This window comes from Streptomyces sp. NPDC052036 (assembly GCF_040680495.1).
Taxonomy (GTDB): domain Bacteria; phylum Actinomycetota; class Actinomycetes; order Streptomycetales; family Streptomycetaceae; genus Streptomyces.
On the sequence record NZ_JBFAWW010000020.1, the window covers coordinates 26,202 to 39,632 of the forward strand.

At 72.1% G+C, this 13,431-nt stretch carries 13 protein-coding genes; all 13 read left to right on the forward strand.

Annotated features, from left to right (window positions below):
• Position 1: 1 nt before the first annotated feature.
• The 13 genes from AB0L95_RS25675 (at position 2) to AB0L95_RS25735 (ending at position 13,423) form a co-directional block, all read left to right on the forward strand.
• A complete protein-coding gene (locus AB0L95_RS25675) occupies positions 2-2,071 on the forward strand; it encodes a tetratricopeptide repeat protein (RefSeq protein ID WP_365164941.1) in 2,070 nt (689 codons plus the stop codon).
• A gap of 135 nt (positions 2,072-2,206) precedes the next feature.
• A complete protein-coding gene (gene ald, locus AB0L95_RS25680) occupies positions 2,207-3,331 on the forward strand; it encodes an alanine dehydrogenase (RefSeq protein WP_365164943.1) in 1,125 nt (374 codons plus the stop codon).
• Between the two features lie 411 nt (positions 3,332-3,742).
• Positions 3,743-4,876, forward strand: coding sequence for a ParA family protein (locus AB0L95_RS25685; protein ID WP_365164946.1), 1,134 nt, complete (start codon positions 3,743-3,745; stop codon positions 4,874-4,876).
• Positions 4,861-5,436, forward strand: a complete 576-nt coding sequence (locus AB0L95_RS25690) for a hypothetical protein (RefSeq protein WP_365164948.1) — start codon at positions 4,861-4,863, stop codon at positions 5,434-5,436. The genes AB0L95_RS25685 and AB0L95_RS25690 overlap by 16 nt, the downstream gene beginning before the upstream one ends.
• 20 nt (positions 5,437-5,456) lie before the next feature.
• A complete protein-coding gene (locus AB0L95_RS25695) occupies positions 5,457-6,740 on the forward strand; it encodes a segregation/condensation protein A (RefSeq protein WP_365164951.1) in 1,284 nt (427 codons plus the stop codon).
• Positions 6,737-7,408 (forward strand): SMC-Scp complex subunit ScpB, encoded by a 672-nt coding sequence (gene scpB / locus AB0L95_RS25700; RefSeq protein ID WP_365164954.1) that lies wholly within the window; start codon positions 6,737-6,739, stop codon positions 7,406-7,408. Before AB0L95_RS25695 ends, scpB begins: the two co-directional genes overlap by 4 nt.
• Complete coding sequence (locus tag AB0L95_RS25705; RefSeq protein ID WP_365164956.1) at positions 7,408-8,472, forward strand: pseudouridine synthase; 1,065 nt, start codon at positions 7,408-7,410, stop codon at positions 8,470-8,472. The genes scpB and AB0L95_RS25705 overlap by 1 nt, the downstream gene beginning before the upstream one ends.
• Positions 8,473-8,638: 166 nt before the next feature.
• On the forward strand, positions 8,639-9,358 hold the full coding sequence (locus AB0L95_RS25710) for an NUDIX domain-containing protein (RefSeq protein ID WP_365164958.1): 720 nt from the start codon (positions 8,639-8,641) through the stop codon (positions 9,356-9,358).
• Positions 9,355-10,377: an ADP-ribosylglycohydrolase family protein gene (locus tag AB0L95_RS25715; RefSeq protein ID WP_365164961.1), complete on the forward strand. Its 1,023-nt coding sequence runs from the start codon at positions 9,355-9,357 to the stop codon at positions 10,375-10,377. The genes AB0L95_RS25710 and AB0L95_RS25715 overlap by 4 nt, the downstream gene beginning before the upstream one ends.
• Positions 10,378-10,504: 127 nt before the next feature.
• A complete protein-coding gene (gene aroH, locus AB0L95_RS25720; protein WP_365164963.1) occupies positions 10,505-10,873 on the forward strand; it encodes a chorismate mutase in 369 nt (122 codons plus the stop codon).
• Positions 10,870-11,964 (forward strand): prephenate dehydrogenase, encoded by a 1,095-nt coding sequence (locus AB0L95_RS25725; RefSeq protein ID WP_365164966.1) that lies wholly within the window; start codon positions 10,870-10,872, stop codon positions 11,962-11,964. Before aroH ends, AB0L95_RS25725 begins: the two co-directional genes overlap by 4 nt.
• A gap of 119 nt (positions 11,965-12,083) precedes the next feature.
• Positions 12,084-12,779, forward strand: coding sequence for a (d)CMP kinase (cmk, locus tag AB0L95_RS25730; RefSeq protein WP_365164968.1), 696 nt, complete (start codon positions 12,084-12,086; stop codon positions 12,777-12,779).
• Positions 12,776-13,423: a lysophospholipid acyltransferase family protein gene (locus AB0L95_RS25735; protein WP_365164970.1), complete on the forward strand. Its 648-nt coding sequence runs from the start codon at positions 12,776-12,778 to the stop codon at positions 13,421-13,423. The genes cmk and AB0L95_RS25735 overlap by 4 nt, the downstream gene beginning before the upstream one ends.
• Positions 13,424-13,431: the final 8 nt, after the last annotated feature.

Below are 13,431 nucleotides of genomic sequence, written 5' to 3' on the forward strand. Positions count from 1 at the left end.
CGTGACGGATCAGGCGGTGGCGGCCGACGGCGACGAGCTGTCCGAGGACGCTCGGCGTCCCGCCGCCACGGAAAGTCAGTTCCTCGGGCGCGCACGGGAGTTGAAGGAACTCCACCTCGACATCGAGCGCGCCGGACTCGACACGATCGCCGGCCGCAAGGCCCCCCGGGCCCGGGTGCTGCTCATCGCCGGGCGACCCGGCTACGGGCGTACGGCGCTCGCCGAGGAACTGGTCCGCCAGGTCGCGCACCGTTACCGGGACGGCGTGCTGCGCGCCCGCCTCAGCGAACCCGACGGCACCCCCGTACCGACCGAGCGCACCGCCCGCGAACTGCTCACCGGCCTCGGCCTGCCGACCCCGGCCGGCGGCGACGAGGACGAGCTGGGCCAGGCGGTGCGCGACGCCCTCGCGGATCGCCGGGTCCTGCTCCTGCTGGACGACGCGGTCGCCGCCCAGCAGGTCGACGCGCTGCTGCCCGACACCCCGGAGTGCCTGGTCGTGGCCGTCTCCGGGGGCCCGCTGACCGGGATCGCCGATGTGCGTCCGTGCACCCTCGGCGGACTGGACACCAAGTCGGCCCTCGAACTGCTCACCCGGTACGCCGGCTCGGTCCGGATCACCGTCGACCCGAGCGCCGCCGAGCGGCTCGTCGAGGAGTGCGCGGGCCACCCCGCCGCGCTCGTCCTGGCCGGCGGCTGGCTCGCCGCCCACCCCAAGGCCGCCGTCGCCGACCTCGCCAAGCAGCTGCACACCGCGGGCGAGGAGGGATCACCCCTGGCCCGTGTCTTCCGGCTGTCGTACGCGGCACTGCCCGGCGCCGCCCAGCGGCTGCTGCGGCTGCTCTCCCTCGCCCCCGGCGGTCGCGTTGACCCGCACACCGCCTCTGCGCTGGCCGGCTGCTCGGTGGACACCGCCCGCACCACCCTCGACGACGTCACCGCTCTCGGCTTTCTGCACGCCGTGCACTCGCCCGTGCCGCAGTACGACGTCCCCGGCTGTCTCCAGCCGCTGCTGAGCGCGCTCACCGAGAGCCAGGACCGCCCGGCCGAGCTGCAGCTGGCCCGCGCCCGGATGCTGGAGCGGACCGTACGGCTGCTGCAGTCCTGCCGGCTGATCGCCGAGACCGACAGTCCGCAGGCCCGCGAGAAGCTCGCCGCACTGCCCCGGGCGCTGCGCTTCTCGTCCCTCCCGGCCGCCGGGGAGTGGTTGCGGGTCAGAGAGCCCGCGCTGCTGGCCGCCGCCCGGCTCGCGGTCGCCGACGGCGAGCTGGACACGCTGGCCCGCCGGCTGATGGCCGCGCTGGTCAGAGCCCTGGTCGCGCATGTCGGCACCGAGGCCGCCGCGCCCGAGCTGTACGGCATCCATCAACTGGTTCTCGATGTCGCCGAGCGCCGCGCCCTGCCCCGGGAGCAGGCCGCGGCTCTGCTGAACCTCGCCGACCTGGACGCCCAGACGGGCCGTACGGCCAAGGCGCTGGCCCGCTACCGGGCCGCGCTGGACGCCGGGCGGGCCGCGAACGACCCGTATGCGACGGGCCGCGCGATGGAATCCGTAGGCGGTGCTCACCAGGAGCTGGGGGACTACGCCCGGGCCGCCGACTGGTACGGCCGGGCGCTCGGCCAGCGGCTCGCCCGCGACGAGCGCACGGACGCCGCCCGGCTCTACGGCCGCATCGCCACCGTCCAGACCTACGCGGGCCGCTACGGCGAGGCGCAGCGCAACTGGCGGGCGGCGATCGCGGTACACCGCAGGAACGGCGATGTGGCCGCCCACGCACGGGCGTTGAGCGAGCTGGCCCGCGTCCAGGAGTACGCGGGGCGGCCCGAGGAGTCGCTGCGCACCTGCCACGAGGCGGTCGAGTGGGCGCGGCGCGCCGAGGACGCGCGGCTGCTGGCGGCGCTGCGGCTCAGGCTGGCCGACACCCTGGAGCGGCTGGGCGACCCGGCGGCGGCGCGTCTGCATCGCGGTGCCGCGGAGCGCATGCTGGGTGAGGAGTGCCAGGAGGACCCCTCGGTGCCGATACACGATGCCAACGCCTGCGAAATCCGCAGTACATCTAGTGAAGATTGATGTAATGAAAGGCTAGACAGCGGGAACACCTTCATTAAACTGGCTCTACCGCACGTTCTCCTGCGGTGTCCCCCGGTGTGCCCCCGTGCGTCCGGGTATGTCTTGCAATGCCCCACATTCCCTGAGCCAAGGACCGTGATCGACGTGAAGGTCGGCATCCCCCGCGAGGTCAAGAACAACGAGTTCCGGGTGGCCATCACCCCCGCCGGTGTGCACGAGCTGGTGCGCAACGGCCACCAGGTCGTCGTCGAGCGCAACGCCGGTGTCGGCTCCTCGATCCCGGACGACGAGTACATCGCCGCAGGCGCGCAGATCCTGGAGACCGCCGACGAGGTCTGGTCCAGCGCCGACCTGCTGCTGAAGGTCAAGGAGCCCGTCGCCGAGGAGTACCACCGCCTCCGCAAGGACCAGGTCCTCTTCACCTATCTGCACCTGGCCGCCTCCAAGGAGTGCACGGACGCCCTCCTGGAGTCCGGCACCACCGCCATCGCCTACGAGACGGTCGAGCTGCCGAACCGCGCCCTGCCGCTGCTCGCCCCCATGTCCGAGGTCGCGGGCCGGCTGGCCCCGCAGGTCGGTGCCTACCACCTGATGGCCGCGAACGGCGGTCGCGGTGTGCTGCCCGGCGGTGTCCCCGGCGTGCCGGCGGGCAAGGCCGTCATCATCGGCGGCGGTGTCTCCGGCTGGAACGCCGCGCAGATCGCCATCGGCCTGGGCTTCCATGTGACCCTGCTCGACAGGGACATCAACAAGCTCAAGGAGGCCGACAAGATCTTCGGTACGAAGATCCAGACCGTCGTCTCCAACGCCTTCGAGCTGGAGAAGGCCTGCGTCGACGCCGACCTCGTCGTCGGTGCCGTCCTCATCCCGGGCGCCAAGGCCCCGAAGCTGGTCACCAACGAGCTGGTGTCCCGGATGAAGGCCGGAAGTGTCCTTGTCGACATTGCGATCGACCAGGGCGGCTGCTTCGAGGACTCCCGTCCGACCACGCACGCCGAGCCGACCTTCCGGGTCCACGGGTCGGTCTTCTACTGCGTCGCCAACATGCCCGGCGCGGTCCCCAACACCTCCACCTACGCGCTGACCAACGCCACGCTGCCCTACATCGTGGAGCTGGCCAACCGCGGCTGGGTCGAGGCGCTGCGCCGTGACGCCGCGCTGGCCAAGGGCCTCAACACCCATGACGGCAAGGTGGTTTACAAGGAGGTCGCCGAGGCGCACGGCCTCGAGCACCTGGAGCTGTCCTCCCTGCTCGACTGAGGTCCGACCGCAGCCCGGGTTCGATTTCCCCGCGCCCCAAGGCGATCGGTCAATTCACCTCGTCAACACCGCGCAGCCGGCCGGACCTTGCCCGACAAGGTCCGGCCGGATGTGTGTATGGTCACTTTGCGACACTCGTTCAACTCGCCTCGAACGCAACTCTTCAACCGTTTCGCACACCGGTGAAACCTGACGAACGGTGCCCGGACACCCTTGACAGCGGGATGTTTCATTGCCGACACATCGGGCCGGGTCCGGCGGATTGTGTTGCTGCGGACCGCCGACACGCCATAGAGTCGCCAACCGTCGGCATGGTGCCACGCTGACCTATCTAGAAGTTTCCTGGTCACCAAGGAGGTAAGACGACTTGTGAATGAGTCGACATTTACTCCCGGGGGTGGTCAACCAGGAATGCCTGCGCGGGGTACGGTCCCCACGGGGCTCGAGGCTGTCGGCTCCGTCGCTGTCCGTACCTTCGCAGCCCACCAGAGCCAGAACCCCCACCTGGTTCCGACAGCACACCAGAGCATGGATGGCCCACACGTGAACGCCATGGCCGGCGGCCCGAGCGGCGAGGTCCACAACCACTTCGCCGCCTACGAGGAACTGCCCGAAGGGCACTTCTACGACCCCGACGCCGAATACGAGCCCGACCCCGAGTACGCGGCCACGCTCGCGCCCGACGCGGCGCGCCAGCGCCGCGAGCGCATCGGCCCGACCGGCCGCCCGCTGCCGTACTTCCCGATCCCCGGCCCGCTGACCGACCACGGGCCCGCGAAGATCATCGCGATGTGCAACCAGAAGGGCGGCGTCGGCAAGACGACGTCGACCATCAACCTGGGTGCCGCGCTCGCGGAGTACGGGCGCCGGGTGCTCCTCGTCGACTTCGACCCGCAGGGCGCGCTGTCCGTGGGTCTCGGCGTCAACCCCATGGAGCTCGACCTCACGGTCTACAACCTGCTCATGGAGCGGGGCATGTCCGCGGACGAGGTCCTGCTGAAGACCGCCGTCCCCAACATGGACCTGCTGCCGAGCAACATCGACCTGTCGGCGGCCGAGGTCCAGCTCGTGTCCGAGGTCGCGCGCGAGTCGACGCTCCAGCGGGCCCTGAAGCCCCTGATGGCCGACTACGACTACATCGTGATCGACTGTCAGCCCTCGCTCGGCCTGCTCACCGTCAACGCGCTCACCGCCGCGCACAAGGTGATCGTGCCGCTCGAGTGCGAGTTCTTCGCGCTGCGCGGTGTCGCGCTGCTCACCGAGACCATCGAGAAGGTCCAGGAGCGGCTCAACCCCGAGCTGGAGCTCGACGGCATCCTCGCCACGATGTACGACTCCCGGACCGTGCACAGCCGTGAGGTCCTGGCCCGGGTCGTCGAGGCGTTCGACGACCACGTGTACCACACGGTGATCGGCCGGACCGTGCGCTTCCCGGAGACCACGGTCGCCGGTGAGCCGATCACGACGTACGCCTCCAACTCCGTCGGTGCCGCCGCCTACCGCCAGCTCGCCAGGGAGGTGCTCGCCCGGTGTCACGCCGAGTGAGTCTGCCGGGGGCCGACGAACTGTTCCGTACCACCGGGGGAATGGCGCTCCAGGCGTCCACCCCCAGGCGCCAGGCCAACGGCGAGGCCCGGGTGCCGGCTCCCGCGGGCGAGAGCGACGCGACGGCCGCGGCGGAGGACGCACCGCCGGCGGTGCCCGTGCGGGGCGGCGACGGGGAGGGCGACGAGCACGTCGCGGCGGATGTCACGGAGGCGGAGGCCGGGGAGTCGCGTACCCGCTCGGCGACCGCCGAGCGGCCCGTACGGCGGCAGCCCGGGCAGGAAGGTTCTGCCGGTGCCGCCGCGGCCCAGCCGCGCAAGCGGGGGCGTGCTCCCGGACGGCGGCCCAGCGGCCGGGAACGGCACGACGAGAAGATCACCGTGTATGTGTCCGCCGAGGAGCTGATGGACCTGGAGCACGCCCGTCTCGTGCTCCGGGGCGAACACGGACTCGCGGTGGACCGCGGGCGGATCGTGCGTGAGGCGGTCGCCGTGGTGCTGGCCGATCTGGAGTCCCGCGGAGACGCGAGCATCCTCGTACGTCGGCTCCGGGGGCGCTGAGCAGGTAGCCTGCGACGGCTATGACCTCGTACGACGGCTCCGCTCCCGCTTCCGGCTCCTCCGGCTCCGGCGGCCGTCGGCGTGCACTGGGGCGCGGACCGGGCACTTCGCGGACCGGACGGCCCGCGCACGACGACAGCGCATGGCCCGCACCGGTCCAGGAGGCCCGGACGACACCGCCCGCGGTCGCCACCGAGCCCGAGACCGGCCAGGAGGCCGCGCCCGACGAGGCGGGGGGACAAGAGACCCCTGTGGGCGCGGGTGCCCCTGAGCGGGCCCCGGAACCCGCCGGGGAGCCCGCGCGCCCGGCGGAAGAACCCGAGGCGGCCCTCGAAGGAGCCGAGGAAGACCTCGAAGGAGCAGAAGAACCCGAGGCGGCCCTTGCCGGGCCGGAGACCGTGCCGGAGCCCGTGGCGGAGACCTCCCCGGCCCCCGTGGCCGTGGCCACGCCGCCGTCCGGGAGCGACACGGTCCCGGAGAGCCCCGAGGCCGCCGACGGTGTCTTCAAGGTGCGGCTGGTCAACTTCGAAGGGCCCTTCGACCTGCTCCTCCAGCTGATCTCCAGGCACAAGCTCGACGTCACCGAGGTCGCGCTGTCCAAGGTGACCGACGAGTTCATGGCGCACATCCGGGCCATGGGGCCGGACTGGGACCTCGACCAGACGACCGAGTTCCTCGTCGTCGCCGCCACCCTGCTCGATCTCAAGGCGGCACGTCTGCTGCCCGCCGCCGAGGTCGAGGACGAGGCGGACCTCGCGCTGCTCGAAGCCCGGGACCTGCTGTTCGCACGGCTTCTGCAGTACCGCGCCTACAAACGGATCGCCGAGATCTTCAACGGCCGCACCGAGGAAGAGGCCCGGCGTTACCCCCGTACCGTCGGCCTCGAACCCCACCACGCCGAGCTGCTGCCCGAGGTCGTCATCAGCATCGGGGCCGAGGGGTTCGCCAGGCTCGCGGTCAAGGCGATGCAGCCGAAGCCCCGGCCACAGGTGTACGTCGACCACATCCATGCCCCGCTCGTCAGCGTGCAGGAGCAGGCCGGGATCGTCGTGGCGCGCCTGAAGGAGCTGGGGGAGGCCAGCTTCCGTGAGCTCGTGGAGGACACCGACGACACCCTCACGGTCGTCGCCCGCTTCCTCGCGCTGCTGGAGCTGTACCGGGAGAAGGCCGTGGCGCTGGACCAGGAGACCGCCCTCGGTGACCTGGTGGTGCGCTGGACGGGCGGGGACGGCGACGAGACACCGGTGGTCACGGACGAGTTCGACCGGGCGCCCGAGGTGCCCGAGGAGGAGAGGAAGGCGTGAGCGAGGAGATCGCGGAGGCTCCCTCCGGCCTGAGCGCGGTGGCGGAGCTCGACCTCAAGCCCGCCCTGGAGGCCGTGCTCATGGTCGTGGACGAGCCCGCCACCGAGGAGCACCTGGCGAAGATCCTGGAGCGGCCCCGGCGGCAGATCGCCGACGCGCTGCGGGAACTCGCCGACGAGTACACCGTGCAGGGGCGCGGGTTCGAGCTGCGGTTCGTCGCGGGCGGCTGGCGTTTCTACACCCGGGCCGACTACGCCCCGGCCGTGGAACGCTTCGTGCTCGACGGCCAGCAGGCCCGGCTCACCCAGGCCGCCCTGGAGACCCTGGCGGTGGTCGCGTACCGCCAGCCGGTCAGCCGCAGCAGGGTCTCCGCGGTCCGCGGAGTGAACTGCGACGGGGTCATGCGCACCCTCCTCCAACGCGGTCTGGTCGAGGAGGCGGGCACGGAACCCGAATCAGGTGCGATCCTGTACAGGACGACGAACTACTTTCTGGAGCGGATGGGCCTGCGCGGCCTGGACGAGCTCCCGGAACTCGCGCCCTTCCTCCCGGAGGCGGAGGCGATCGAGGCCGAGACCCAGGAGGGCGTTCCGTCGTTCGACCCGGACGCTCCCGATGCTCCGGACGCGGACGACGATCACACGACGAACACGACGACGGAACTTTGATGCGAAGCAGCGGCAGCGACAGGAACGGCGGGCGCGGCAACTACCGCGGTGCCGGCAACAACAAGGACGAGAAGCAGGGTCAGGGCCGTCCCCGCAAGCCCCGTCCGGAGGAGCGCCGCTACGACGTGGGCCCCGGCGCCTCCCAGGACGGCCCCAAGTCCGGGCGCGGCGGCGCCGCGCGCGGTGGTGCCAAGGGCGGCCCCAAGCAGTCCCAGCAGCGCGGCGGCCGTACGGACCCCGGGCGCTCCCGTGAGTACGACGTGCGCGCCGAGGAGCGCAACCGCGAGCGGTACGCGGGCAAGAAGGACGTCAAGCTGCCCAAGACCTTCCCCGGCGCCGAGCAGGAGGGCGAGCGGCTGCAGAAGGTCCTCGCGCGGGCCGGCTACGGCTCCCGCCGGGCCTGCGAGGAGCTGATCGAGCAGGCCAGGGTCGAGGTCAACGGCGAGATCGTCATCGAGCAGGGCCTGCGGGTCGACCCCGAGAAGGACGAGATCAGGGTCGACGGGCTGACCGTGGCCACGCAGTCGTACCAGTTCTTCTCGCTGAACAAGCCGGCCGGTGTCGTCTCCACCATGGAGGACCCGGAGGGGCGCCAGTGCCTCGGGGACTACGTCACCAACCGCGAGACCCGGCTCTTCCACGTCGGCCGGCTCGACACCGAGACCGAGGGTGTCATCCTGCTCACCAACCACGGCGAGCTGGCGCACCGGCTGACCCACCCCAAGTACGGCGTCAAGAAGACCTATCTCGCGCACATCGTGGGCCCGATCCCGCGCGACCTGGGCAAGAAGCTCAAGGACGGCATCCAGCTGGAGGACGGGTACGCGCGCGCGGACCACTTCCGGGTGGTCGAGCAGACCGGCAAGAACTACCTGGTCGAGGTGACCCTGCACGAGGGCCGCAAGCACATCGTGCGCCGGATGCTGGCCGAGGCCGGCTTCCCCGTCGACAAGCTCGTGCGCACCGCCTTCGGGCCGATCACCCTCGGCGACCAGAAGTCGGGCTGGCTGCGCCGCCTGTCGAACACCGAGGTCGGCATGCTGATGAAGGAAGTCGACCTCTAGGCGCCCGCCTCGCGCAGGGCGTCGTAGTACGTCGTAGGACTGCGTCGTGCGTCACGCGTCAGAGGCCACCGGAGCGGCCGGTTCCCGTTGTGGGGGAGCCGGCCGCTTCCTTGTGCCCCGCCGCGTCCCCTGTTTATAGTCATCTCGACTATAAAGGGGGTGGGCCGTGCAGGGTTACGACAAGTACGCCTACGAGCCCTTCGCCGTCACCGTCGACCTCGCCGTCCTCACCCTTCGCGCGGGTGCGCTGCACGCCCTCCTCGTCGAGCGCGGACAGGAGCCCTACGCGGGCCGCTGGGCGCTCCCCGGCGGATTTGTGCGGCCCGAGGAGTCCGCGGAGGACGCGGCCCGGCGGGAGCTCGCCGAGGAGACCGGCCTGACGGACGTCACGGGGCTCCACCTGGAGCAGCTGCGGACCTACAGCGACCCCGGGCGCGACCCCCGGATGCGGGTCGTCTCCGTCGCCTTCGCCGCCCTGCTGCCCGACCCTCCCGAGCCGCACGGCGGCGGCGACGCGACACAGGCGCGCTGGCTGCCGTACCCCGGCGCCGGGCCGCTCGCCTTCGACCACGACCGGATCCTCGCCGACGCCCACGACCGCGTCGGCGCCAAGCTGGAGTACACCTGTCTCGCCACCGCCTTCTGCCCGCCCGAGTTCACCCTCGGCGAGCTGCGGCAGGTCTACGAGACCGTCTGGGGCACCGCCTTGGACCGGCCCAACTTCCGCCGCAAGGTCCTCGCCACGCCCGGCTTCGTCGAACCGGTCCCGGGCGCCGCGCGGCTGACCGGCGGCCGCGGCAAGCCCGCGGCGCTCTACCGCGCGGGCGGCGCCACCGCCCTGTACCCGCCCCTGCTCCGCCCCGCCACGGAAGGACGGCCCGCATGACCACCACGACCCCCGCCAGGAGTGCCGCCACCGGATCGCTGCTCGGGCTCGCCCTCGGTGACGCGCTCGGCTTCCCGACCGAGTTCAGCGATGTGCCGTCGATCCTCGCCAAGTGCGGGCCGTGGCGGGAGATGGAACTGCCGAGTCCGGCGATCGTCACCGACGACACCCAGATGACCCTGGCGCTCGGGCGCGGGCTGCGCACGGCCATGGACCGCGGGGTCCTGGCACCGAAGCGGATGGAACGGCCGGTACGCGAGGAGTTCGTCGACTGGTACCACTCCCCGGAGAACAACCGGGCACCCGGCCGGACCTGTCTGGTCGCCTGCCGCCTCCTGGACGACGACAACCGGCCCTGGCAGCAGGCGAGTCAGATCGACTCCAAGGGGTGCGGGGCCAATATGCGGGTGGCGCCCATCGGGCTCATACCGGGGCTGAGCGAGGAACAGCGCGCCGGCGCCGCCCAGTTGCAGGCCGCGCTCACCCACGGCCACCCCACGGCGCTCGCCGCCTCGGACCTGACCGCCCACGCGATCCGCCTGCTGGTACAGGGCACCGGGCCGGGGAAGCTGGTGGAACTGCTGGCGGCGTACGCGCGGGAGAACCGCGGCCGCTACCACGCGGCATGGCTCGGCGACCTGTGGACCCGGGCCCAGGACCCCACCCCGGAGCACTTCATCGCACGCGGCTGGGACGAGTGCCTGGAGATCCTCGAACGCCTGCGGACCGCCGTGCGGACCGTGTCGCCCGAGGACGACCCGTGCCTCGCGACCGGCGCGGGATGGATCGCGGAGGAGGCCCTCGCCACCGCACTGCTGTGCTTCCTGCTCTTCCCCGAGGAGCCCGTCACCGCCCTGCGCCGGGCCGCCTGCACCTCCGGCGACTCCGATTCGATCGCCTGCCTCACGGGCGCCTTCGCCGGCGCCCGCCTGGGCGCCGAGGCCTGGCCGCGACCGTGGGCGGACCGTATCGAGTACGGGGGCGAGCTGTGGACGCTCGGGGCGCTCTGGGACGTGTGAGCGGCCCGGGCCAGGCAGCGGGCGCAGCCGCGGCGTCGTCTCGCCGGGCGGGCGGCGCGCATCCCCGCGTCGCGGGCTGACTACGCTGGTGACCAGACGTTTCCGAACATCAGCAAGGAGCATCACCGTGCCGGTACGAGCGGTCCGGGGCGCCGTCCAACTCGAACGGGACGAGGCCGGGCACATGGACGAGCGGGTCGGAGCCCTGCTCACCGCCGTCCTGGAACGCAACGGCCTCACCACGGACGACCTGATCAGCATCTGGTTCACCGCGACACCCGATCTGCACAGCGACTTCCCGGCGGCCGCCGCCCGCAAGCTCGGCATCGGCGTCGCCGACGGACCGCTGATCTGCGCCCAGGAGCGGGACATCGAGGGCGCGATGCCCCGGGTCGTCCGCATCCTCGCCCCTATCGAGTCCGACCGCCCGCGCGCCGACATCGCCCATGTCTACCTCGGTGCCGCGGCCGCCCTCCGCAAGGACATCGCCCAGTGAGAACCGCACTCGTCATCGGTACGGGCCTGATCGGCACCTCTGCGGCCCTCGCGCTCTCTGCGCGCGGGGTCACCGTGCACCTCGCCGACCACGACCCCGAGCAGGCCCGTACGGCCGCCGCTCTCGGCGCCGGCACCGACGAGGCGCCCGACGGCCCCGTCGACCTGGTGATCGTCGCGGCTCCGCCCGCGCATGTGGCCGCCGCGCTCGCCGACGCCATGCGGCGCGGCCTGGGGCGCGGCTACATCGACGTGGCCAGCGTCAAGGGCGGTCCGCGCCGCGAACTGGAGGCCCTGGGCGTCGACCCTGCCGCCCTCGCGCGCTACATCGGCACCCACCCCATGTCGGGCCGGGAGAAGTCCGGCCCGCTGGCGGCCAGCGGCGACCTCTTCGAGGGTCGGCCCTGGGTGCTCACACCGACCCGCGACACCGACACCGAGGTGCTGAACCTCGCCCTGGAGCTGGTCTCGCACTGCCGTGCCGTGCCGGTCGTCATGGACGCCGACGCCCATGACCGGGCCGTCGCGCTGGTCTCGCACATGCCGCACCTGGTCTCCAGCATGGTGGCCGCGCGCCTGGAGCACGCGGAGGAGGCGGCCGTACGGCTGTGCGGGCAGGGCGTCCGGGACGTCACTCGCATCGCGGCCTCCGACCCGGGGATGTGGATCGACATCCTGTCCGCGAACCCGGGCCCCGTGGCCGATCTCCTCTCGGAGGTCGCCGCGGACCTCGACGAGACCGTACGGGCGCTGCGCTCCCTGCAGGCCGCCGACGCGGCGAAGCGGCGCGAGGGCGCCCTCGGCATCGAGGACGTGCTGCGCCGCGGCAACGCGGGCCAGGCACGGGTGCCCGGCAAGCACGGCAGCGCCCCGCGGGCGTACGAGACCGTCGCCGTCCTCATCTCCGACCAGCCCGGCCAGCTGGCCCGGATCTTCGCGGACGCGGGCATGGCGGGCATCAACATCGAGGACGTCCGTATCGAGCACGCGACGGGGCAGCAGGCGGGACTGGTGCAGCTCATGGTCGAGCAGAAGGCGGCCCCGGCGCTGAGCGCGGCACTGCGGGAGCGGGGCTGGACGATCCGCCAGTAGGGCGACGGCGGTCCCCGTCGTCCGTCAGTCATACCGGGTCCGGCGAGCCAGTAACCTTGTGCGGGGCGCCCTCGCGCCCCGCCCACACCACCACCCCGCACCAGGAAGGTGTCCCCACCGTGGAAAACGGCGCCGCCCGGACCGCCCCGGCAGTGATTGTCGCCATCGACGGCCCCTCCGGCACGGGCAAGTCCAGCACCTCGAAGGCCGTGGCCGCGCAGCTCGGGCTGAGCTACCTGGACACCGGAGCCCAGTACCGGGCGATCACGTGGTGGATGGTCAGCAACGGCATCGACATAACGGACCCGACCGCCGTCGCGGCCGTGGCGGGCAAGCCGGAGATCCTCTCCGGTACCGACCCGTCGGCGCCCACCATCACCGTGGACGGCACGGACGTCACCGGCCCGATCCGCACCCAGGAGGTCACCTCCAAGGTCAGCGCGGTCAGCGCGGTGCCGGAGGTGCGGGCCCGGATCACCGAGCTGCAGCGTTCGCTCGCCGAGGCCGCGGCGACCGGCATCGTCGTCGAGGGACGTGACATCGGCACCACCGTGCTGCCGGACGCCGACCTGAAGATCTTCCTCACCGCCTCCCCGGAGGCGCGTGCCGCCCGCCGCAGCGGCGAGCTGAAGGGCGCGGACGTGCACGCCACCCGTGAGGCGCTGATCAAGCGGGACGCCGCCGACTCCAGCCGCAAGACCTCCCCGCTGGCCAAGGCGGACGACGCCGTCGAGGTGGACACCACCGAGCTCACCCTCCAGCAGGTCATCGAGTGCGTCGTGACCCTGGTCGAGGAGAAGCGGGCGGCGAAGTGACCAAGGCTCCCTCCGAGCGGGGCGCCGAAGTGGGGCGGCGCATCGGCGTCCCCCTGATGCACGGGCTGTTCAAGCCGCGGGTCCTCGGCGCCTGGAAGGTCCCCGCGACCGGCCCGGCGATCTTCGCGGTCAACCACTCCCACAACATCGACGGTCCCATGGTCATGGGCGTGGCGCCCCGGCCGACGCACTTCCTGATCAAGAAGGAGGCGTTCGTCGGGCCGCTGAACCCGTTCCTGACCGGGATCGGCCAGCTGAAGGTGGACCGCACGACCACCGACCGCACGGCCGTCACCCGGGCGCTCGGCGTGCTGGAGAACGGGGGCGTCCTCGGTATCTTCCCGGAGGGCACCCGCGGCGAGGGCGACTTCGCCTCGCTGCGCGCCGGACTCGCCTATTTTGCGGTCCGCAGCGGGGCGCCGATCGTGCCGGTCGCCGTGCTGGGAAGCTCGGAACGGAGCGGGCGGTTGATAAAGGCACTGCCCCCGCTGCGCAGCAAGATCGACGTCGTCTTCGGCGACCCGTTCCAGGCGGGCGACGGCAGCGGGCGGCGCACGCGCAAGGCGCTGGACGAGGCGACCGTGCGCATCCAGGAGCACCTGACCGAGCACCTGGAAAACGCCAGGCGCCTCACCGGGCGCTAGGCGACACT